This window comes from Sunxiuqinia elliptica (assembly GCF_900113005.1).
In the GTDB taxonomy this organism is placed as follows: Bacteria; Bacteroidota; Bacteroidia; order Bacteroidales; family Prolixibacteraceae; genus Sunxiuqinia; species Sunxiuqinia elliptica.
In genome coordinates this window covers 74,843-96,570 of sequence record NZ_FONW01000010.1, presented here as the reverse complement: position 1 = coordinate 96,570, position 21,728 = coordinate 74,843, and the positions used below count along the sequence as shown (strand labels likewise).

General features: G+C 42.5%; 13 protein-coding genes. 11 read left to right on the top strand and 2 right to left on the bottom strand.

Features of this window, described 5'->3' with window-relative positions; all coding sequences use genetic code 11:
- Window positions 1-60: 60 nt before the first annotated feature.
- From BM156_RS16120 to cysQ, 11 genes are all read left to right on the top strand, one after another.
- A complete protein-coding gene (locus BM156_RS16120) occupies window positions 61-1,080 on the top strand; it encodes a FecR family protein (protein WP_093920929.1) in 1,020 nt (339 codons plus the stop codon).
- A 216-nt stretch (window positions 1,081-1,296) separates the two neighbouring features.
- Window positions 1,297-4,605, top strand: coding sequence for a SusC/RagA family TonB-linked outer membrane protein (locus BM156_RS16115; RefSeq protein ID WP_212733537.1), 3,309 nt, complete (start codon window positions 1,297-1,299; stop codon window positions 4,603-4,605).
- A 39-nt stretch (window positions 4,606-4,644) separates the two neighbouring features.
- Complete coding sequence (locus BM156_RS16110) at window positions 4,645-6,168, top strand: RagB/SusD family nutrient uptake outer membrane protein (protein WP_093920928.1); 1,524 nt, start codon at window positions 4,645-4,647, stop codon at window positions 6,166-6,168.
- Between the two features lie 111 nt (window positions 6,169-6,279).
- Window positions 6,280-7,770, top strand: a complete 1,491-nt coding sequence (locus BM156_RS16105) for an aryl-sulfate sulfotransferase (protein WP_093920927.1) — start codon at window positions 6,280-6,282, stop codon at window positions 7,768-7,770.
- Between the two features lie 20 nt (window positions 7,771-7,790).
- Window positions 7,791-8,813, top strand: coding sequence for a sulfotransferase family protein (locus BM156_RS16100; RefSeq protein WP_093920926.1), 1,023 nt, complete (start codon window positions 7,791-7,793; stop codon window positions 8,811-8,813).
- A 96-nt stretch (window positions 8,814-8,909) separates the two neighbouring features.
- The gene (locus BM156_RS16095; RefSeq protein WP_093920925.1) at window positions 8,910-12,029 is read left to right on the top strand and encodes a DUF5107 domain-containing protein; all 3,120 of its coding nucleotides are present in this window, start codon (window positions 8,910-8,912) and stop codon (window positions 12,027-12,029) included.
- 177 nt (window positions 12,030-12,206) lie between these two features.
- Window positions 12,207-15,221 carry a glycoside hydrolase domain-containing protein gene (locus tag BM156_RS16090; RefSeq protein ID WP_093920924.1) on the top strand — a complete coding sequence of 1,005 codons (3,015 nt, stop codon included), beginning with the start codon at window positions 12,207-12,209 and terminating at the stop codon, window positions 15,219-15,221.
- 3 nt (window positions 15,222-15,224) lie between these two features.
- Window positions 15,225-17,465 carry a M1 family metallopeptidase gene (locus BM156_RS16085; protein ID WP_139218312.1) on the top strand — a complete coding sequence of 747 codons (2,241 nt, stop codon included), beginning with the start codon at window positions 15,225-15,227 and terminating at the stop codon, window positions 17,463-17,465.
- 90 nt (window positions 17,466-17,555) lie between these two features.
- The gene (gene chrA, locus BM156_RS16080) at window positions 17,556-18,782 is read left to right on the top strand and encodes a chromate efflux transporter (RefSeq protein WP_093920923.1); all 1,227 of its coding nucleotides are present in this window, start codon (window positions 17,556-17,558) and stop codon (window positions 18,780-18,782) included.
- A 374-nt stretch (window positions 18,783-19,156) separates the two neighbouring features.
- The gene (cysC, locus tag BM156_RS16075; protein ID WP_093920922.1) at window positions 19,157-19,681 is read left to right on the top strand and encodes an adenylyl-sulfate kinase; all 525 of its coding nucleotides are present in this window, start codon (window positions 19,157-19,159) and stop codon (window positions 19,679-19,681) included.
- A gap of 28 nt (window positions 19,682-19,709) precedes the next feature.
- Window positions 19,710-20,537: a 3'(2'),5'-bisphosphate nucleotidase CysQ gene (gene cysQ, locus BM156_RS16070; protein WP_093920921.1), complete on the top strand. Its 828-nt coding sequence runs from the start codon at window positions 19,710-19,712 to the stop codon at window positions 20,535-20,537.
- A gap of 24 nt (window positions 20,538-20,561) precedes the next feature.
- On the opposite strand, the gene BM156_RS16065 is transcribed toward cysQ, so the two are convergent.
- Complete coding sequence (locus BM156_RS16065) at window positions 20,562-20,960, bottom strand: YchJ family protein (RefSeq protein ID WP_093920920.1); 399 nt, start codon at window positions 20,958-20,960, stop codon at window positions 20,562-20,564.
- A complete protein-coding gene (locus tag BM156_RS16060) occupies window positions 20,953-21,648 on the bottom strand; it encodes a DUF2293 domain-containing protein (protein WP_093920919.1) in 696 nt (231 codons plus the stop codon). Before BM156_RS16060 ends, BM156_RS16065 begins: the two co-directional genes overlap by 8 nt.
- Between the last annotated feature and the right edge of the window lie 80 nt (window positions 21,649-21,728).

Below are 21,728 nucleotides of genomic sequence, written 5' to 3'. Positions count from 1 at the left end.
ATTCGGAGTGGCAGTTTTTTTAAGGTCGCGTGTATTTACTAGTGATATTAAACACGATCTATGCAAACTGAAACGAAAATAAAGCTGCTTGAAAAGTTTTTTAGCGGCAGCATCTCAGATTCGGAATTGAAAAGTCTTTTTGTTTGGCTCAATAGCGAACAAGGTAATCAGGAGTATGAAAAACTAGCTGATGCGATCTGGACTTCTGGACAATTTGATGCGATTGAAAAAGTTGATTCTGCGAAGCTCTATTCTAAAATTTCGGCACGGCTTCAGGCAAAGCAGTTGGCCGGTAGAAAGCCGCTAATGATCAGCCTGAGAAAGGCTGTAGCTATCTTCATACTGGGCCTTGTACTGCCATTGACCTATTTCACTCTTCTAAATCCACAAAATTCAAATCAGCAAGTGGTCTACTTGAAAGAATCTTTATCGAATGAGAAAGTTCGCAAGATGTCGTTACCGGATGGAACGGCTGTTTGGCTGTTGTCGGGGAGCGAAATTACTTATCCTTCCGATTTTACGAAGAGTAAATACCGAAAAGTCAACGTAAAAGGAGAGGCTTTCTTTGATGTGGCTAAAGATTCGCTACGCCCGTTTATTTTGGACCTGGGAGAGATCGGCTTGAAGGTTGTTGGTACAAGCTTTAATGTCATGAATTTCGAAGATGAGGATCATGTGAGTGTGGTGCTCAAAAGCGGACAGGTCGATTTATTTAAAGGCGATTTTAGACAAAACAAACAGCTGGTACGCATTAAGCCTGGCGAGCTGGCTGATTACCAAAAGAAAGAGTCCCAATTTCATATCGAAAAAGTTGAAGTTGTGAAATACACCTCATGGATTGATGGAACTTTGGTTTTTCGAAACGATCCACTGGCAGAGGTGCTTAAAAAGCTTGGACGTTGGTACAATGTCGAGATTGAAATCAACGACCCCTCGGTGGTTGATTTTCCGTTTACTGCTACCATTAAAAACGAAAATCTTGACCAAATTATTGATCTTCTTGAATTTTCAACCCCCTTCAAATATTCAAAACTAAAAACCGATGATGGAACTAAACTTATGATTATGAAAAATAGCTAGTAACCGAACTAAAAAAATGCCAATGAAAGAGACCTAAAAAAAGGAGATGTAAAAACACCTCCCTTCTAGTAGTTCATGTCTTCTCTAATTGCCAGTCAGCGAAAGACATAAATAATCTGAACCATTAATTCAAATCATTACAAAATTATGAAAAAAAATGAGTATTCAATGATTTTCCTCCTGTCGTGGGTATGGAAAAGTAAAATGGTATTTATCATGAGATTAACCTTCGCAATACTTTTGCTTTGCGCCTTGCAATCATTTGCAATTAGCTCTTTCTCGCAAAACTATAGGTTAAGCATTAACCAAAAGAACATCAGTGTTGAGAATGTGATGCGAATGATTGAAGAACAGACCGATTATTACTTCATGTATAGCGCAGTGAATGTTGATGTAAAGAGAACTGTAGATGTGGAAGCAAGCAATAAAGTTGTTCCTGAAATTTTAGATGATGTTTTTAGAAATACGGAAATTTCGTACAAGATTAAGGGACATTTGATTGCGCTTTCGAAAGCAGGAGATGAAAACTTACTGGCCCAGCAACCTTCCAAGGTATCGGGCCGCGTTACTGACACTTCCAACGAATCCTTACCCGGAGTGACTGTTTTGGTTAAAGGATCGACTACCGGAACGGTAACAGATTTAGATGGTAACTATACGATTTCAGGAGTTCCAGCAGGCGCTACGCTTGTTTTTTCTTTTGTAGGAATGAGATCCCAGGAGATTGTTGTTGGAAATCAATCCGTAATCAATGTGGTATTGAGCGTTGATGCTGTGGGAATCGAGGAAGTCGTGGCCATTGGGTACGGCTATCAGAAAAAGAGTGATTTAACAGGAGCTGTTGTTTCTGTTTCCAGTGAAGATATTAACCTTGGAGGTACGGTGAGCAATGCTGCTCAAGCCTTGCAAGGACGTACAGCAGGGGTGCTTGTAACCCAAAACTCAAAAGCTCCTGGCGGTAGTATTTCTATTCGTATCCGTGGTTCAAACTCAATAAGTAGTAACAACGAGCCTTTGTATGTGGTCGATGGTTTTCCAACCTCGAATGGCGCAGATATCAACCCAAATGATATCGAATCCATGCAAATTTTGAAAGATGCATCGGCAACAGCGATTTATGGTGCGCGTGGTGCTAACGGAGTTATCCTGATTACAACTAAGCGCGGAAAGAAAGGGGAGAGCCAAATTACTTACAATGGTTATCTGGGAACCCAAAAGGTTGTGAATCCGTTTGATATGATCAACGGAAAAGAGTACATGGAACTGTCCAATGCTCTTTACCAGGAGATTGAAGGTCAGGAAAATCAGGAATATGCTGTTTACACGCAATCTCAGCTGCAATCCAATGTCAATACCGATTGGGTTGAAGAGGCTACTCGCCAAGGGATTGTTCAGGACCACAGCATTCAGTTTAAAGGAGGAAGCGACAACACACAAGTGTTGGCTAGCTTAGGCTATTTCGACCAAAAAGGGGTGATGAAAAATACGGATTTCTCCAGGTTCTCAGGTCGGATCAATGTTGACCAGAAAGTGAATGATTACATTAAGGCTGGTGCAACTGTTTTTGCTCAACGCGAAAGCTCAAACTTCCAGCTTTATGCCGGAAACATTTTGAATCAAAACGTTCTGTTAGGGATTCTGACCTATGATCCTACCGTTCCTGCAGTGCTTGAAGATGGAAGTTATGGCCGACCTCCGGGTGGACGTGGAGATAACCCATTGGCCAACTTGGTGGAGCGTGTTAATGATATGACTAAAGATAAGTTCAATGGAAATGTATTTTTGGAAATTGAGCCAATCAAAAATCTTTCATTGAGAATGAACGGCGGTGTTGAGTTGATTCACACTTTCCAGGGAAGATACCTTCCACGTTCAACTTACCAGGGAAGTATTGATGATGGTGTTGCAGGTAGAAATGAGTATTCTTCACTCAACCAACTTTTTGATGCCGTTGTAAACTACCGGACGACCATCAATAAAGATCATTCATTAAGTGCGATGGGTGGTTATTCTTATCAAAAATTTGGATATCAAAGCGAATCCATTGGAGTAAAGGGCTTTTCTACGGATTTATTCTCTTATCACAATGTTGGGGCTGCTTCAACGATAACAGGTGTTTCATCTTATCGAAAAGAAAGTCTTTTAGTATCATTCTTTGGCCGTTTTAACTACTCCTTTAAAGATAAGTACTTAGCAACTTTTACTTTGAGAACAGATGGTTCTTCCAGGTTTGGAGAAGAAAACCGCTGGGGAACTTTCCCTTCCGGATCATTAGCCTGGCGTTTGGATCAGGAGCCATTCATTCAAGATATGAATGTATTTTCGAACCTGAAGTTTAGGGCGGGTTACGGAAAAACAGGTAATGACCAGGTTGGAGAATATGCTTCTTACGCATTGATGAGTAATACTCACTTGACTTTTGATGCTGCTACCAATACGGCAGGTACACACTTGAACCCCAATACTCCGGAAAATCCTACCTTGAAATGGGAAACGACTTCGCAGTACAACTTGGGATTGGATATGGGCTTCTTCAACTCAAGACTGGGCGTTTCAATTGACGCTTACAAAAAGAATACATCCGATCTTCTGATTCAGAAGAATTTGCCAACTTACTCCGGTTTCTTTATCGTTCAGTCGAATGTTGGTGAAATTGAAAACAAAGGGTTTGAGTTGGAGTTAAACTCAATCAATACCAACCGGGATTTGGAATGGACAACACGTTTCAATTTTGCTGTTAACCGGAATGAGGTGGTCAGTTTAGGTGGTGAAAGTGAGATTTACATTACTTCATCAAAACCAGTGGGAAATGTTTCTGAAGAGCAGTTTGCAGTTATTCGTGAAGGAGAACCATTGGGATCGTTATTTGGCTATGTTTACGAGGGTGTTTTACAAGAAGGTGAAACTTATGCACCACAGCCCAACGCCAAGCCAGGTGATCCAAAATTCCGTGATATTTCAGGTCCTGAAGGCATTCCTGATGGTACGATTACTTCCGACGATCGTACGATTATCGGAAGCGCTCAGCCTGATTTTATTTTCGGTTTGACCAATGACTTCGCTTACAAAAATTTCGATTTATCCGTCTTCATCCATGGATCAGTGGGAAATGACTTGTTAAACATGACTCGCATGAACCTGGAGTGGAAACGAACCACGGAAGCATTGGATCGTTGGACACCATCAAACACCGACACGGACATTCCTCGTAATGGATTCTACTATTCAAAGTCTGGAGGTTACATCAATAGCCATTTTATTGAGAAAGCCTCATTTGTGCGCCTGAAGAACGTAACCTTGGGATACACGCTTCCAGCTAATATAAAGTTCCTGAGCTCAATGAGATTGTACGTTGCGGCAGAGAACCTCTTTACGATAACCAACTATTCTGGATGGGATCCTGAAGTTGATACCAAAGGTTATGAGTCGAAAGGATCTCAAAATGCAAATGCTGGAACGGGATTGGATTTCAACTCTTATCCTAGCATGAGATCGTTTACTGTAGGGTTAAATGTTTCTTTTTAAGACAGCTAATAAATTATTCAATACAAAAATCTAAAAGAAATGAGAAATATAATAATACTATTAGCTCTGGTTTTTGTCGCGAGTTGTACAGACTTGGAACCGGAAATGTATAGCGACTTAACAACATCGAATGCTTATTCTACCGAAAGCGACATTAATGCAGCTTTGGTTGGAGTGTATGCTGACCTGGCTCCCTTCCCGGGTGATGGCTGGATGTATTACAACGGCTATTTGATCATGACTACTGACTATACGACTGATATTGGTTTTTCAACAGCGGCGGGAGACCCCACCAAGCTTAGTAACTTTACTTATGATGCCAATAACCGCTATTTTAAATACAATTGGCGCTACATGTTTGAGGTCATTAGTAATGCCAATATGCTGATCAATAAGATTGAAGCGGTAGAAATGGATGAGACAAAAAAGAAACAGGTGATTGCTCAGGCTCGCTTTTTAAGAGCATTGGCTTATCGCGATGCAACGGACGCTTGGGGACCAGTTCCTTTAATTGTAGAGGTCATCAATCCTTCAGAAACTTATGATATGCCGCTGTCGCCAGTGAGTGTTGTGGATGAACAGATTATTGAGGATTGTAAATACGCGATTGATAATCTACCTAAAAGCTGGACCTTGGAAGAAGGATTGTCAAGAGCAACGAAAGGTGCTGCAGCCATGCTTTTAGGAAAAGTCTATATGCGTGCTCATGACTATGCCAATGCAAAAACATACATCGATATGGTGCTTCAGCTAAGAAGCGAAGGAGTGTATCAATTGAATCCGGATTTTAAAGATGTTTGGTCGGAAAGCAATAAAAAGGATGGAGGAATGATCTTCTGTATTTTGCATGAGGCTTCACAAAACGGAGGTGAAATCACCAACCACTTTGGCCCTCGTGACCATCCGGATATGGCTAAGTGGCAGTACTATGCTGTTTCGCTTTATTTCTGGAGAAATTACGATGATGCCGATCCTCGAAAAGAATTCTTCTACTACAATTACGAAGGACGTTCGCCTCGGGATCAGTCAACGACAAATGGTTTTTACTATATGATGCCAGATGAAGGACAAACCGTGCCTCCAAGCGATACGATAAAATTGTTGCAGAATGTGGCCACCAAAAAGTACTCTTACGAAATGGTTGATCCTTCCTACTACGATGGACGAACAATTCCGGTTTTCCGTTTGGCTGATGCAATCCTTTGTAAAGCTGAGATTGAGAATGAGTTGAGCGGACCACAAGCAGCACTTCCTTATTTGAATGAAGTGCGGGCTAGAGCAGGTGCTCCGGAGTATGGCGATCCTGGATTCCCAGAACCAACGGATAAGGAAGAAATGGCAGACAAAATCTTGGCCGAGCGCGGTTATGAACTCGTTTTTGAGTACAAAAGGCGTCCAGACTTAATCCGTTTTGGAAAATACGAAGAGATCTGTAACACTTACTTGGAATATAGAGGGATGTCGCCAGTTGTGAGAGAAAGTATGAGATTATTCCCATACCCACTGGTTGATGCACAGCTTAATAGCAATATGGCATCTGAAAATTTGAACAGGCTACCATAGGTTAATAGCGATTGAGAGAGTTAAGTTTAGCATAGAATAGCTGTCGGAATAACGATTTCGACGGTTATTCTTGGAAACACTGAAACGAGTATTTATTGACAATATAGTTGGATGAAACGAAAAAATAGAATTTGGATTGGCGCTGGAGTTGTTTTTCTGGTAATTCTTATTGGGGCTTTTAGGATCTGGTACGTACAAAGCATTTCAATTAAGAGCATCAAGCTTACGTCTCCTCATAATTATGCTTTTCAAGAGAAAGTAGATGTTGAGTTGAGTAGGCCAGCTAGCCTTTATGTGCGTTATTGGAAAAAAGGAGAGCAAGAGAAATATCGAACTAAACCAACAGCAAAAGCCATTAAGCATAGTGTGGATTTATTGCTGCTCGATACAAATTCGGAATATGAATATCAGGTTGTTATTGATCGTTACATCAATTCAAATTCGAAAGTTCTTTCTTTTCAAACACGTGAGCAATCGCCATGGTTGGATATTAACTGGATGTTGGATAGCCGCCCGCATGATCCCGAAGCTTTTGGCGATGGCCTGTTAATGATTTGCTATGCCCGCATGCCGGGATATATTGCGCTGGTTGATCATCAGGGAGCCATTCGCTGGCATTGGCAGGTCGATGACATCGGTGTTCGTGCCGCAACATTAACGCCACGAGGAACTATTTTAGCGATGCTTCGGCCGCCCAAAAAGGATGTTATTGACGACAAACCGAAAGAGCATCGAAAAATTCTGGAAGAAATACAAAAGCCTATGCGACGAGGGAAGATTGGCTTTGCCGGAGGAACGGCAATGGCAGAAATCGACCTGACCGGAAAAATCCGCTGGCGAACATCGTTACAAGGTAAGGTTGAGAAAGATTTGATTCATCATGATATTCGCATGGATGAGAACAACAATATCCACACCTTATATCGTACTGAAAAACTTTATTCGCACGAAGTGGACGGCCAAAGTGTTAGGGATACTCTTGTCGGAGATGGTATTGTCGTGCTGGATACATTGGGAAATGAAATCTGGAAGTGGTCCGTTTGGGATCATTGGGATTTGGAAAAAGACAGCTTACTGGATGAGTTTGGTTATGACCGCTTTCATATGAATGCACTGAACTTTGATCGGGATGGAAACTATTTACTCTCAGTAGCTATGGAAGATCAAATTTGGAAAGTGAATGCCCAAACAGGAGAAGTCATGTGGAAATTTGGGAAGAATGGTGACTTCAAGATGGATCCATCCGCTTTGTTTTCTTTTCAACATGCCATCCATGTAAATGCTGAAGGCGACTATATGTTGTTTGATAATAACCTGTTCCGAGAGGAGTCGCGTGCTCTTTCCTTTAAACTCGATACGCTAACGATGACTGCTACCACTAAAATAAATGCTCCATTGCCCACTGAGAAATATACTTCTCGGATGGGCAATGCTTACTTGCTTGACAATGGTAACCTATTGCAGACAAGCTCAAAGACAGGTTCAGTACTCATTACAGACAGAGCGGGTGAAATTTTGTGGGAACTGGATTCTCCCTATGTTCCATATCGGATGGAGTATCTCCCTGCCTCGTGTTGGAACAATTATTTTACCCAAGAATAAACGAATAAAGAGATTGCAAAATGGCACGAATTCAACCCATACAAATTATAGGAACTCAACGTTCAGGTTCAAACCTGTTGCGGTTGATGCTTAATCAATTTGAAGAAATAACAGCTCCACATCCACCTCATATTCTGCAACGGCTCATGCCTTTATTACCTTTTTATGGGAACTTGCAAGAAGAGGCAAATTTTTGGCGGCTGACGAATGATGTGTGTACCTTGGTAGAGCGAAATCCTGTTGTTTGGACAGGGATTGAGTTGAACCGGGGACAATTGATTGCGCAGTGTAAAAGCAACAGCTTGTTTGAGCTCTTTCGTGTTATTTATGATTTGAAAGCAGGGAATGATCAGGCTTCTTTTTGGGCCTGTAAGAGCATGGCCAATATTCAATATGCCGAAGAGTTGGAAGTGGCAGGTATTCGCCCTCGATACATTCACCTGTTCCGGGATGGGCGAGATGTCGCCTGCTCATTTAGAAAGGCCATCGTCGGTGAAAAGCACGTTTATCATATCGCCAAACAATGGGCTCGAAATCAAGAGGCATGCCTGGCATTGAAAAGCCAGGTTGGAGCAGAGCGCTTTATTCAAGTCAGTTACGAAGACTTGATTGAGTCGCCTGAAAAAGAGATGAAGCGGATAAGTTCATTCTTGGGGCTTCCGTTTAATCCGGCAGTTTTTGACTTTTACAAATCTGAAGAATCAAAAAATACCGCTGGTGCTGGCCAGATGTGGGCGAATGTCTCTAAACCTATTTTGAAAGGGAATTCCAAAAAATACCAGAAAGAGCTTTCAGCGTTGGACATTGCCATTTTTGAAAAGCAAGCAGGAAACATGCTTCTTGCACTGAATTACGCATTGGAGAATAATGGAATATTTGGTAGTGCTCCTTTTTCAAAGGCCGAGTTGAGCAAGTTTAATTTGGAAAATAACCGCCTGAAACAGGAAGCTTCTTTGGCTGTTGATCCTGAGGGGATGAAATTGAGACAACCACAGGAAGAGCTACTCAGAAGTATCCGAAAGCAAGAGCTTGTTGCCTTGTAAGGCTGATTTGCTGCTTGGAGCGAACAGCGTTTCGCGGCAGCAATCTTGATTACTTGTAACGACTACTTCATTTATAAACTAACTAAACGACCTACTATGAAATTACAAATAAGACCTATTTTTCTTGTGATTATGTTCTTGTGCTGGCAGTCTGTTTGGGCTCAAAAAGCCTCCATATCCGAGGAAATGGTAAGTTTCAAAACCTACCCGTACGCTGATCCGGATCCGGTTGCACAGCCTACAAGATACTATCCATATTATCGTTTTGACGGGTTTACCAATACGCCACAAACACAGCAGTGGAAGCTAGTTACGCTCGAAAATAAGTACATTAAAGTGTTGGTTGCTCCGGAAATTGGAGGTAAAGTGCTTGGAGCGATTGATAAATCGACAGGCGAGGAATTCATCTATTTCAATAAAGTTGTTAAGTTTCGGGATATTGCCATGCGTGGAGCCTGGACTTCCGGCGGGATAGAATTTAACTTCGGATCGATTGGACATGCACCCACCACAGCTTCTCCGGTAAACTATCTTTTGAAGGAAAATGAAGATGGGAGCGTGAGTTGCTTTGTCGGTGCTCCTGATATTACCTCTCGCACCGAATGGCGGGTTGAGATTCGTTTGGCTCCTGATAAATCCTACTTTGAAACCAAAGCTATTTGGTACAATCCATCCGATCAAAACACCTCACTTTATAATTGGATGACTGCCTCGGTAGATGCTTCGGAGGATTTGGAGTACTATTTCCCAGGGAACGTTGAAATTGGGCATGGGGGAGAAGTGACTCCCTGGCCAGTCAGTGACAAGGGCATCGATATCTCGAAGTATAAAAACAACAACTTTGGTGGTCCCAAATCTTACCATGTTTTAGGTGAGTATGCTGAACACTTTCTGTGTTATTTCCGTGATAAGGACTTTGGCTTGGGACATTGGTCGCCATACGATGAAAAACCGGGACAGAAGATCTGGATGTGGGCACTTTCCCGTGAAGGAGCTATCTGGACAGATCTGCTAACCGATCCAGGGAATATTCAGTATTCAGAAATTCAAACGGGCTTGTTGTTTAACCAGGCTGCGGCAAAAAGTGCTGAAACGCCCTACAAGCATTTATTCTTTGAAGCTGGTGCTGAACATCAATTTACAGAGCTGTGGTTTCCGGTCAAGCAAATTGGCGGAATGGTGAAAGCCAATGAATATGGATCGCTGAATGTTGAGCAAAAGTCAGGTGCCGTAAAAATCGGTTTTTGTGCCAACCAATCCGTTTCCGAAGAATTAGTTGTGTTGGGAGATGGCAAGGAAATTGGCCGGAAGAAAATTGACCTGCAACCAACGGAGGCTACTATCTTGTCGTTTGAAACAGGAGCGGCCAATATTGAAGTGAAAATTGGCGGCTTAATGAGTTATAGCACCCTGGAAGGTAAGGAGCGGGTACTATCGAAACCAGTGAAAATAGCAGATGAATTTGACTGGAATACTCCAGATGCTATTTATACGGCAGCTGTGGAAGTGGAGAAACAACGAGATTACAAAGGAGCGGAAAATAAATACCGGGAGGTACTTCTGCAAAATCCGTTTCATACAGGTGCATTGGTGAAAATGGCTGGCCTGCAGTATCGGAAAATGGATTATGAAACTGCTGCTAATTATGCCTTGAAAGCCTTATCGAATGATACCTACCACGCAGAAGCCAATTATATTTTCGGTTTAACGAGTTTGAAGTTGAATCAAAAGTATGATGCTTTGGATGCTTTTAGTTTAGCGGCCCGGTCTATGGAATATCGCTCGGTAGCTTATACCCATTTAGCTGCAATATTTTTCAAAGATGGAGAAATCAACAAGTCGTTGAGATACGCCAACGAAGCATTGGTTTATAATCGAAATAACATCAATGCTTTAGAGTTGAAGGCGCTCTGCCTAAATGAAAAAGGAGACCAGGCAAAGCGGAATGCCGTATTGGATGATATCCTTACCATTGATCCATTCAGTGCATTTGCCCTTTTTGAAAAAGGAGCTGGGCTGGAGAAAGCTTTGAATTATGAAATGCCGCAGGAAATCTGTTTGGAGCAAGCGATTGCTTATGCTAATTTGGGCTTGAACGATAAGGCAATCCACATCCTACAAAAAGTTGAACCCAATGCTGTCGGGAATTATTGGTTGGCATGGTTATCCGGTGATACTGGCATTCTTGACCGGGCGATTGAAGCTTCTCCCTACTTGGTTTATCCTTTCCGAAGCGAGACTGCTGAAGTTTTGAAATGGGCTTTGACGCAGCAGGAAGGTTGGAAAACACAATATTATTTGGGTCTAATTGAATGGTTTAAAGGAAATGAAACGAGTGCCCGGCAACGATTTATTGAATGTGGCAACCAGCCCGATTATTTTGCTTTTTACCTGACCCGTTTTAACCTGCTTAATAGCGACTCTGCTTATAACAGTGAACAAGATTTGTTGAAAGCCTGGGAGTTAAATAAAGAAGAGTGGCGTTGCTACCTGGCCTTATCAAACTATTACGAATCGCAACAGCAGTTCGAAAAAGCATTGGATTGGGCTGTTGACGGCGCTAAGAAGTTTCCGGATAGCTATGTGCTGGCGTTTCAAAAGGCAAAAGACCTGTTGATTAACGGAGCGTATGAGAAATCCTTAGATGTACTGGCAAAAACAACCATTCTTCCAAATGAGGGGGCCAGTGCAGGACGAATTACCTACCGCCAGGCTTGTATTATGGATGCGCTAAAGCTGATGGAAAGTAAAATAAACAAACGAGCCCTTTCGCGTTTGGAGCAAGCCCGGGAATGGCCCGAAAACTTGGGCGTTGGTAAACCTTACGATACCGATGAGCGGATTGAAGACTTCTTGGAAAGCATCTATTGGACAGTAAATGGCGATAAGAATAAAGCGAGCGAATTGGAAGCGAAGGTTATTGACTATTCATTAAACGCAAGCAAATTTTCTCCCAGCCATTATTTAGGGGCGCTGCTTCTAAAAAAACAAGGGAAAGATCAGGACGCTGCAAGTTTTCTTCAAACCTGGAGCACCAAAGAGCCAGACAACAAATTGATTACTTGGTCTTACGCCATGCTAAATGATCAATCGACCGAAGCTGAGCACATTCTGCAAGAGATTGTACAGGAGCGTGGAGGAACATTGTTTAACCCCAGAAGTAAGAATCCGGAATTTGGATTAATTGTGGCCATTTCAGAAATGAAAGGTCTTTAATAGCGCTTTTTGCATGATCAGATGATCCGGAATGGAACATCATTTATAACACAATCGGACTAAACAAATACATTATGAAACGAACATGAATTTTAAGATGTGAAAATTCACAAACAAGCATATTAAAATTCATCGTGAGTTACATCGAATGCAAATGAAATAAACAATTTTAATGAGATGAAACAATTGATTTTGACACTTTCAATAGTGTGTCTTTTCTTATTTGTAGGAAGGACACAAGACAATATAGTCCCAAGCCCAGATTTATACGGAGTTGGAGATTGGGACGCAGACTCGCTCGGAAATCATCGGGTCGTTGTAAAAGTTTACGACAATACGGACTTGGTTTGGGCGCATATTCCTTGGCGAAGGAGGGATGCTCAACCAGAAAATAAATCGATCATTGTTGTTGATGCGACCACCAATAAGATGGTGAAGAATAACTATCCCGTAGCGGTTAACCGTGAATTTGGGGATATTCTTTTTCAGCCTCAAACAGTACCAGGTGAGTACTACATCTACTACTTAAAATATCAGCAACACGGGAGGAGTAACTACCCGAAAGTGACTTACCCTAAGCTTTCAAATGAGGCAGAACCGACTTGGTTGAAAGAAGCAAAAGCGACATCGAAAGACTTGGGGGCACAACCGAAAGCTGAGTTGGTGCAGTTTCAGTCGATTGATCCTTTTAATTCGTTTTATCCGATGGAAGTAATTGCTACTCAAAATGAAGTAAGCCAACTTCTGAAGGAGCATGGTGATACCGATTACCTGCTTTTCCCTGAAACAAGGGAAAACTCCATTCGAATGACGAAGGATTTGCCCTTTAAATGGATTCAGGATGGTGTAAGCAATCAGTTCTCAGCAAAAGCCTTAAAAGGGGAATATTTTACCTTTCAACTTGGATGTTTTGCAGCGCAGAACGCAATTGAGGATATAAAAGTGGAGTTTTCCAGTCTCAATCATCGTGGGACACCAGTTGTTGAGGCAGGTGAATTTACCTGTTTTAATACGGAAGGAATTGATTGGGAAGGAAAGCCATTTGCAAAAGTATGCTCGGTTGCGAAAGGACAGGTTCAAGCTTTGTGGATTGGCCTGCAGATTCCTTTGGAGATTGAAGCCGGAGAGTATGAAGCCGTGATTACGGTAAAGCCAAAGCAAATGGCTGAACAACAAGTGACGCTTAAGTTGGCTATTTCGGAGGTTGCAGTATTGGCTGCGGGCGATAATGAGCCGGAACGTTTGTCTCGTTTGCGCTGGTTAAATTCAAGAATTGCAGAGGATGACGGAATTGTAGCTCCATATTCAGCTCTCGAACTCGATGGGAATACGGTAAAATGTTTGGGACGTCAAGTGGCCTTTGGTGAAGATGGTTTTCCTGAAAGTATTCAGAGCTATTTTTCTGAAAGTGTTACCAAAATTCAGGGTTCAGGAAAAGAACTGCTGGCAGCTCCCGTAAAGCTGGTTGTAGAAACTGCTGAGGGAACTTCAAAATGGACCAAGCCATCATTTAAGCTGATCAAACAAAAAGAGGGAGCTATAGCCTGGGAACTACAAAATGAGATGCCCGGATTTGAACTGGAAGGTAAGGCGCAGATGGAGTTTGATGGAAACATCAATTATCAACTGGTGCTGACAGCAACAAAAGATATGGAGCTGAATGATATTCGGTTGGAGATCCCTTATCAGCAAGCAGCAGCCAAATACATGATGGGTTTGGGCTATAAAGGTGGCTTTCGAGACGAAAACATCAAATGGAAGTGGGCTGTGGAGAAAAATCAGGATGGCCCATGGATTGGAACTGTCAATGCTGGACTTCAGGCCCGTTTTACGGATAATCATTATGCACGCCCTTTGAATACCAATTTTTATCAGGATAAGCCGCTGTACATGCCCGATTCGTGGTATAATGAGGGAAAAGGAGGAATCAACATCACCTCTGAAAAAAGTGGATCAGTACTGCTAAATTCATATTCAGGAAAGCGCAAGGTGAAAAAAGGAGACCAATTGCATTACTACTTCAACTTATTGATTACGCCATTCCGCCCGATTGATACCAATAAACATTGGCATAATCGTTACTATCACAGCTCTCAGCCTGTTGATACAGCTTTGGCTCATGGTGCAAATACCATCAACCTTCATCACGCGAATAAAATCAATTCGTTTATCAACTACCCATTCTTCATTCCTGAAAGAATGAAAGCTTACATTGATGAAGCGCACGATAAAGATGCGAAAGTGAAGATTTACTATACCGTAAGGGAATTGACTAACAAAGCCCCGGAATTGTTTATGCTTCGAAGTTTGGGCGATGAAATTTTCTCCAACGGTAATGGAGGCGGTTTTTCCTGGTTGCAGGAACACCTGGATTCCAATTACATTGCCGCTTGGTTTGTTCCGTCAATAAAAGATGCTGCTTTGGTGAATACAGGCATTTCGCGTTGGCACAACTTCTACATCGAAGGTTTAAACTGGCTGGTAACCAATGTTGGCATCGATGGGGTTTATATTGATGACTTGGCTTTTGACCGGACTTCCATGAAGCGCATTCGAAAAGTGTTGGAGCGGGGAAATCCTGGGGCACTTATCGATCTGCACTCGGCTAATCAGTTTAATCCGCGCGATGGATTTGCCAATAGTGCAAACTTATACCTGGAACATTTCCCATTCATCGACAGGCTATGGTTTGGCGAGTACTTCGACTATAATTTGCCCCCCGACTTTTGGCTGATTGAAACCTCGGGGATTCCCTATGGTTTGATGGGTGAAATGTTGCAGGATGGAGGCAATCCGTGGCGGGGAATGGTCTTTGGAATGACAGGCCGGGCGCCAAGAGTTAATGTTACGCCGCTTTGGAACGCGTGGGATGATTTCAAAATTGAAGAGAGTGAAATGATTGGTTATTGGGATTCCAACAACCCCGTGAAAGTGAATAGCAAAGATACTTATGCAACAGCTTATGTACGCAAAGGAAAACAAATGCTTATTGCTTTGGCAACATGGGCTAAAAAGGATGACGCTGTTAAACTGAAAATTGACTGGGACGCAATTGGGATCGATCAGGCGAATGCAGAGCTGTATGCACCGGCAATTGATGGTTTTCAGCAGGAGAAAAGCTGGATGCCTAACGACCGGATTGTGGTGCCTCAGGGAAAAGGCTTTTTAATTGTCGTTCGCGAAAAGGAATAGTTGATGATACAAAAGTGGTTATTAGGAAGTGCCTTCATTTTGGCTTTTGGGCTGAATGTGTTGGCACAGCAGCATACCAATGAAAATAGGTTCAGACAACTGGTTGAGGAGTTACCCACTCCCAACCAGTTTCGAACAGCTACTGGGCATCCGGGGCCAGCCTATTTTCAGCAACAAGTTGATTATGACATGGCGGTTAGCTTGGATGAAGAGGCTAAATCTTTGGCTGGTGAGGCAATCATTCATTATCACAATAACTCTCCCGAAGTATTGAATTACTTGTGGTTGCAACTTGATCAGAATATTCGTGAACCAAATTCATTCCGAAGTAAAATTGAGCGGGGGAAACTGTCTGAAAGCGTCAACCTGAAAACAATAGAACGCTTGAGTCAGGACTTTGATGGTGGTTTTAAAATCAATACCGTGCAGGATGAAAATGGTCATGATTTACAGATCGTAAAGAATCATACGATTCTGAAAGTGATACTGAGCAAACCCTTGCTTCCCGGAAAATCAACTAAACTTCGAATGACATGGCACTATCAATTAAATAATATTCAGAAGATGTGGGGGCGTTCAGGCTACAATGAAGCAGAAAATGGGAGTGGGGATGTTTTTGCAATAGCTCAATTTTATCCACGACTGTGTGTCTTTAATGATTTAGGATGGCAGATTAAACAGTTTGTTGGTTCTGAATTTGCCTTGGAGTTTGGCGATTTCAAGGTGGCAATTACGGTTCCTGCGGATTTTGTTGTTGCTGCAACCGGAGAGTTGAAAAATGAAAAAGAGGTATTGACCTCAGAACAACAACAACGCTTACAACAGGCTCGGAAATCCGGTTCGCCAGTTTTCATCATTACCGAAGAGGAAGCATCGGCAAATGAAAAAAGCCATTCTTCGACTACTAAAACATGGCAGTTTAGCGCGCAAAATGTACGGGATTTTGCTTTTGCATGTTCCCGTAAGTTTATTTGGGACGCGATGGCTGTTCAGTTTTCTGAAAATGATGTGTTGGCCATGTCCTTCTATCCCAAAGAGGCAAATCCGCTTTGGGAGAAATATTCGACAAAGTCAATTGCGCACACACTTAAAATTTATTCTAACTATACGTTTGATTTTCCCTATCCCACGGCAAGTTCAGTGAATGTACAGGGAATTGCTGGAATGGAATACCCGATGATTTGCTTTAATCAAGGACAGCCTAAAGCGGATAAATCTTATACTGCTCAAATGAAAAGGGGAGTGATTGGGGTGGTGCATCATGAAGTTGGTCACAATTATTTTCCAATGATTATCAATTCTGACGAACGACAGTGGGCTTGGATGGATGAGGGGTTTAACATTTTCCTACAGGGAATTGCCGAGCGTGATTGGAATCCGAAATGGAAGTGGTCGGGACAGCCGGTTGAAATGATTGGCTACATGGACGATGATAAAAGAACTTTGACACCAATAATGACTCAGGCTGACGCTTTGTTGCAGCCGGGCATGAATAGTTACCGAAAACCTGCAGTTGCACTTACCATCCTACGCGAAACAATCTTAGGCCGCGATCTTTTTGATCAGGCTTTTAAAGAGTATGCACAAACGTGGAAGTTTAAACATCCGCAACCAGCCGATTTTTTTCGAATAATGGAAACAGCATCAGGTGTAGATCTTGATTGGTTTTGGCGGGGATGGTATTTTTCAACTGAGCATGTTGACCTGGCGATAAAAAATGTCAAGCTGTATGAACCTCTGGTTGGCGAAGAGCAGGCCCGAAAGCTGGCTGAAGAGAAGAAAGCTTCGCAGCAGGGGCATATTGCAACTATTCGGGATAAAGGGCAGTATGTGCCAGCCATTGAGTTGGACGAAGCGCTAAAAGACCGTTATGACAGTATTTCTTCTTCGGAGGCTGACCAGTTACAGGCAGAGGTCCGGAACTTAAATGAGAGACTGACAGCTGAAGAACGGGAGTTGCTCAATCAGGAACAAAAGTTTTATGAGATTACGTTTTCAGCATTGGGAGGTATGTTGATGCCTTTAATTATTCAGTTTGAATATGAAGATGGCTCAACGGAGATTCAGCGTATCCCTGTTGAAATTTGGACAAAGAACCATCAGGAAGTAACGAAGATTTTTACGTGTACTAAGAAAATTAAAAGTGTTACCTTGGATCCATACCTTGAAACGGCCGATGTTGATACCAATAACAATTACTGGCCTCGAAAAATTGAGCACATTTATTTTAAGGTGGAGAAGTAGGGAATAAGGCGCAGGCTCAGGCAAAGAAACAGGACTAGGCAAAGGGTTGACTCTTTGAAATTTTAAACTTGAATATTGAACGAATAGCATATGGAGAAAGATCAGGAGACCTCGTTAAAATACCTTTTTCTCACCTTCCTGAAAATTGGAGCGATCTCATGGGGCGGATTTATGGCGCTGATATCAGTGGTGCAAAAACAACTGGTTGAGAAAGATAAAAAGGTGGCTGATGAAGTGATTCTGGACAGCATCTCGCTGGCATCGGTTTTGCCGGGGCCCGTGGCTTTCAATGTGGTTGCCTACCTGGGATTTCACTTGCGGGGAATAAAAGGAGCATTGGTGAGTATGGTGGCCATTTTGCTGCCTGCTTTTAGCTTGATTTTGGGACTAACCTACATCTATTCGATTTATGAGGAAGTTCCTGCTTTTACCAATTTCTTTTTAGGCGTGTTGCCAGCCGTAGCTGCAATCATTATTAGCGTAGCCCTCAACATGGCCCGGAAGAATATGAAAGACGTGCTGCAGCTGGTTATTCTTATACTTTCGGGTTTAGCGTTGATTTTTTTCCGTTCGTTTTACACGACCGTGTTGATTATGGCTGGTGGCGCAATTCTGGGGCTTTTGTTTTATGGGAAAGGTGTTGAGGAGAAAGCTGAGCCGGAATTGGTCCAAAAGACCAGTAAGCAAAACATCCGATCGTTTTTGCCTGTGGTCGTTGTTCTAATCGTTTTGGTTGGACTCGTATGGGGATTTCCCTTGCTGTTTCATAAGGAGGCTACTTTTACGCAGGTCTTGTTGCTTCGCGATATTGCGATGACTTTCTCGGGGATGAGTCTCACCTTATTTGGCGGTGGGTACGTGATTATTCCTGCTATTCATGAAATCGTTGTCGAAGGACTTAATTGGGTAACAGCAAAGGAGTTTACCGATGCAATTGCGATGGGGCAAATTACGCCGGGGCCAATTTTTATCAGTGCAACCTTTATTGGCTATAAGGTTGCGAACTTTTGGGGTGCCTTGGTAGCGACCATTGCTATCTTCTTTCCCCCGGCTATTCTGATGATTTTTTGTTCCGGATTTATGGATCAAATCAAGCAATCTAGAATAATTTCAGCTATTTTTAAAGGATTGCGTCCCGCGGTTATCGGGATGATTTTTTCCGCAGCTTATACCATAGGAAAAGGAATGGAAATGCATTGGGCAACTTGGTTAATTTTCATTGGAGTGTTGTTTTTATCAATCAAATTAAAGGTTAATGTTGCCTACCTTATTCCGTTGTCGGGATTGATAGGGATACTTTTATTCAGTTTGTTTTAACTTAATAGATCGTTAGATTTTCAGATTTTAGACTGTTAGACATTTGTAGTACCTTGGATAAAAACGGTTTGTCAAAATGGGTTGTAGGACTGTATGGTTTAGCAAATAAGAAGATTGTAAAAAAGGAACTCAACGAACTATTGTTAACGAATAGGAAATGTAAAATAACAAAGACAAAGATTTTTTGACTCCTAGGATAATGATTAAATTGGAGAACGGAAAAATGGAGATTCGAAACATTAAAAAAAGGCCTATTGCCAGTAGGGCAAACTTCATTACATTCATAATGAAGGGTACACATAATTCCGAGCATCCGAATATCCGATCATCTACTAATATCTAAAATCTAGTGTCTTGTTTCTAATTTTAAACAGATGGAAGGAAAGGTTATTTGGTTTTTTGGAAGACCGTGTGCAGGAAAAACAAGCTTAGCGAATAGCGTTAAAAATGAGCTGTTGGCTCTGGGAGTCAAAACAATTTCATTTGATGGAGATGAGTTAAGAAAGGGAATTAATAAAGATTTGGGCTTCTCAATTGCAGACCGACAGGAAAATATCAGGCGAGCAGCGGAATTAGCTGCCTTATTTGCGCGTAAAGGGTATTGGGTTGTTTGTTCGTTTGTGACTCCAACTGAGGCAATACGCGAAATGGTGCATCAAATTATTGGTCATGCCTTAACGATGGTGTTTGTGTCAACTCCCTTGGAGGTGTGCTCAGCGAGAGATACCAAAGGACATTACAAAAAAGCGCAGGCTGGTGAACTTGCAAACTTTACAGGAATTACCTCACCTTTTGAGGAGCCACGGAATATGGCATTGGCAATTGATTGTGGAACGTTAAGTCTCGAAGAAGCTACACAAGGGTGCATGGAGCATCTTTTAAAAGATATTCGTGATTAAATAGAACACTAAAAGAGTGGGTTTGAAGATGAATATTGAAGGAAACGATCATAAAAGTCGACTCCAGTTGGTCGAAAGAATGGATCTAGCGCTTCATGCCGCAGTTAAAGCGGGGCATGAAATTATGAGAATATACAAGTCAGGAGAGTTTGGGGTAGAGTTAAAAGCTGATCGTAGCCTGTTAACGCTGGCCGATAAAGCTTCGCATCGGATTATTTTGGAACTTTTAACACAAAGCGGAGTGCCTGTGTTGAGTGAAGAAGACCAGCAACCCGAATACCCGTTGCGGAAAGATTGGGATTGTTTTTGGTTGGTCGATCCTGTTGATGGGACTAAAGAGTTTGTAAATCGGAATGGGGAATTCACGGTTAACATTGCTTTGATGCAAAATCAAACACCTGTTGTCGGGGTTATTTATGTTCCGGTTACCCAAGAGTTGTATGTGGGCGTTCAGGGAGAGGGAGCCTACAAAATGGAGACAGACAAGACGGACATCAGCTTTGTTGAAATGAAAGAGCAGGGTTTGAAGTTGCCCATTGCTAAAGATCAGTCTGTTTATACGGTTGTTGGCAGCCGGTCTTTTATGAATCAGGAAACGAAGGACTTTATTGACACCTTAAGGAAGGACTATCCAAATATTGAGGTGCTGAGCCGGGGGAGCTCTTTGAAAATTTGTATGATTGCTGAAGGAAAAGCGGATATTTATCCGCGCTTTGGGCCAACCATGGAATGGGACACCGCTGCCGGACATGCTATCGTTAAAGCGACTGGGAAAAACATTTATCAGCTTAACACCGGAACTCCCCTCGAATACAATAAGCAAAATTTGCTCAATCCGTTTTTTGTTGTCAAGTAATTTGGGTTAGAGTCAGAATGGGGCTTACCCTTTGTGTATCCCTGAATAATAAAGCCACTGGCCTTGTTCTTTTTTGAAAAAGGAGTTCTCGTGGATCTGTTGCAGTTGCCCGTTTTCCAGGTAGAGTGCCTTAAACTCCACATAGCCGCTTGAATCGTTGGCTTGACCTCCTTGGGTGTTCAGAATTTGTAAGCCCATCCATTGAACGGATTTAGCCCAGTTTTCAATGGCTTTTTGTTCTTTTATCGGTCTGGTTTTGGGGTGGTGGCTTCGCATGAGGTAAGCTCCGTTTGCTTGGGTAAACGCAACGTAGCGGGATCGCATCAGTTCCTGTGCGGTGGCTGCCTGACGTTTTCCTGAGATGATCGCTAAGCAGCAGTCGGCTGCCATTTGCTGTGAGCCACAAGGGCATAGTTTATTCATGATGATTCAATTTTGTTTGTTTCTGAATGGCTTTCATGAGCGGACAATTGGGGAGAATTGCTTCGCCCTTTCGGTATCGGCTTAGCAGCTGGACGGATTGTTGGGCTAGTTGTCGACGGACAGCTCTTCGTTCGCCTTTGATACGCGCTATTTTTAGGTTATCGTAGGCGGTGGTCTGGTGTCGCATCCAGGCAATAACTGCTTTGGCCGCTCTTTCTTCCAATGGAATGAGTTGTGTGCGCGCAACCGTGCCACTTCCCACCGGAATGGCATGCCGGGTAATTGCCTGAGCCATTTGCTGGGCAAATGCTGCATAAGACGCATGAAAGTTCAAGTAGTTCACAACTGCCTGTAAAAACTCGCCTTCATACAACTGTTGCTTTTTTCCCCGTCGCTGAATATCTGCAGCTCTTTTCTTTTGGTAACCTTCCGTGCTTCTTACGGCGGCAACTTGCTGTTTGGCTGTTGCTATGGTATCAGTTGGAGCCCAAACTCCTTTGGAGATGGTCTTTCTTCCTTTTTTATACTGAACGCGCCAATAGTTTCCTTGTGCCGTTACTTTGCGGGTAACTCCTGCATCGCCCGCAGGAAGGAAGCTCCAGCCTGCGGGAGGAGTGACCAACTCACCCTGTTCGCCAATTAATTGTCCGTTTTTTCCGGGAGCAACTATTTTTATATTGCTAGTCATGATGATCGATCGTTAGATTTTTGAACTGTAGTTTTCCTCTTCGCTCTTCGCCTTTTCCTGTGCCTTCGCCTTTTCCTGTT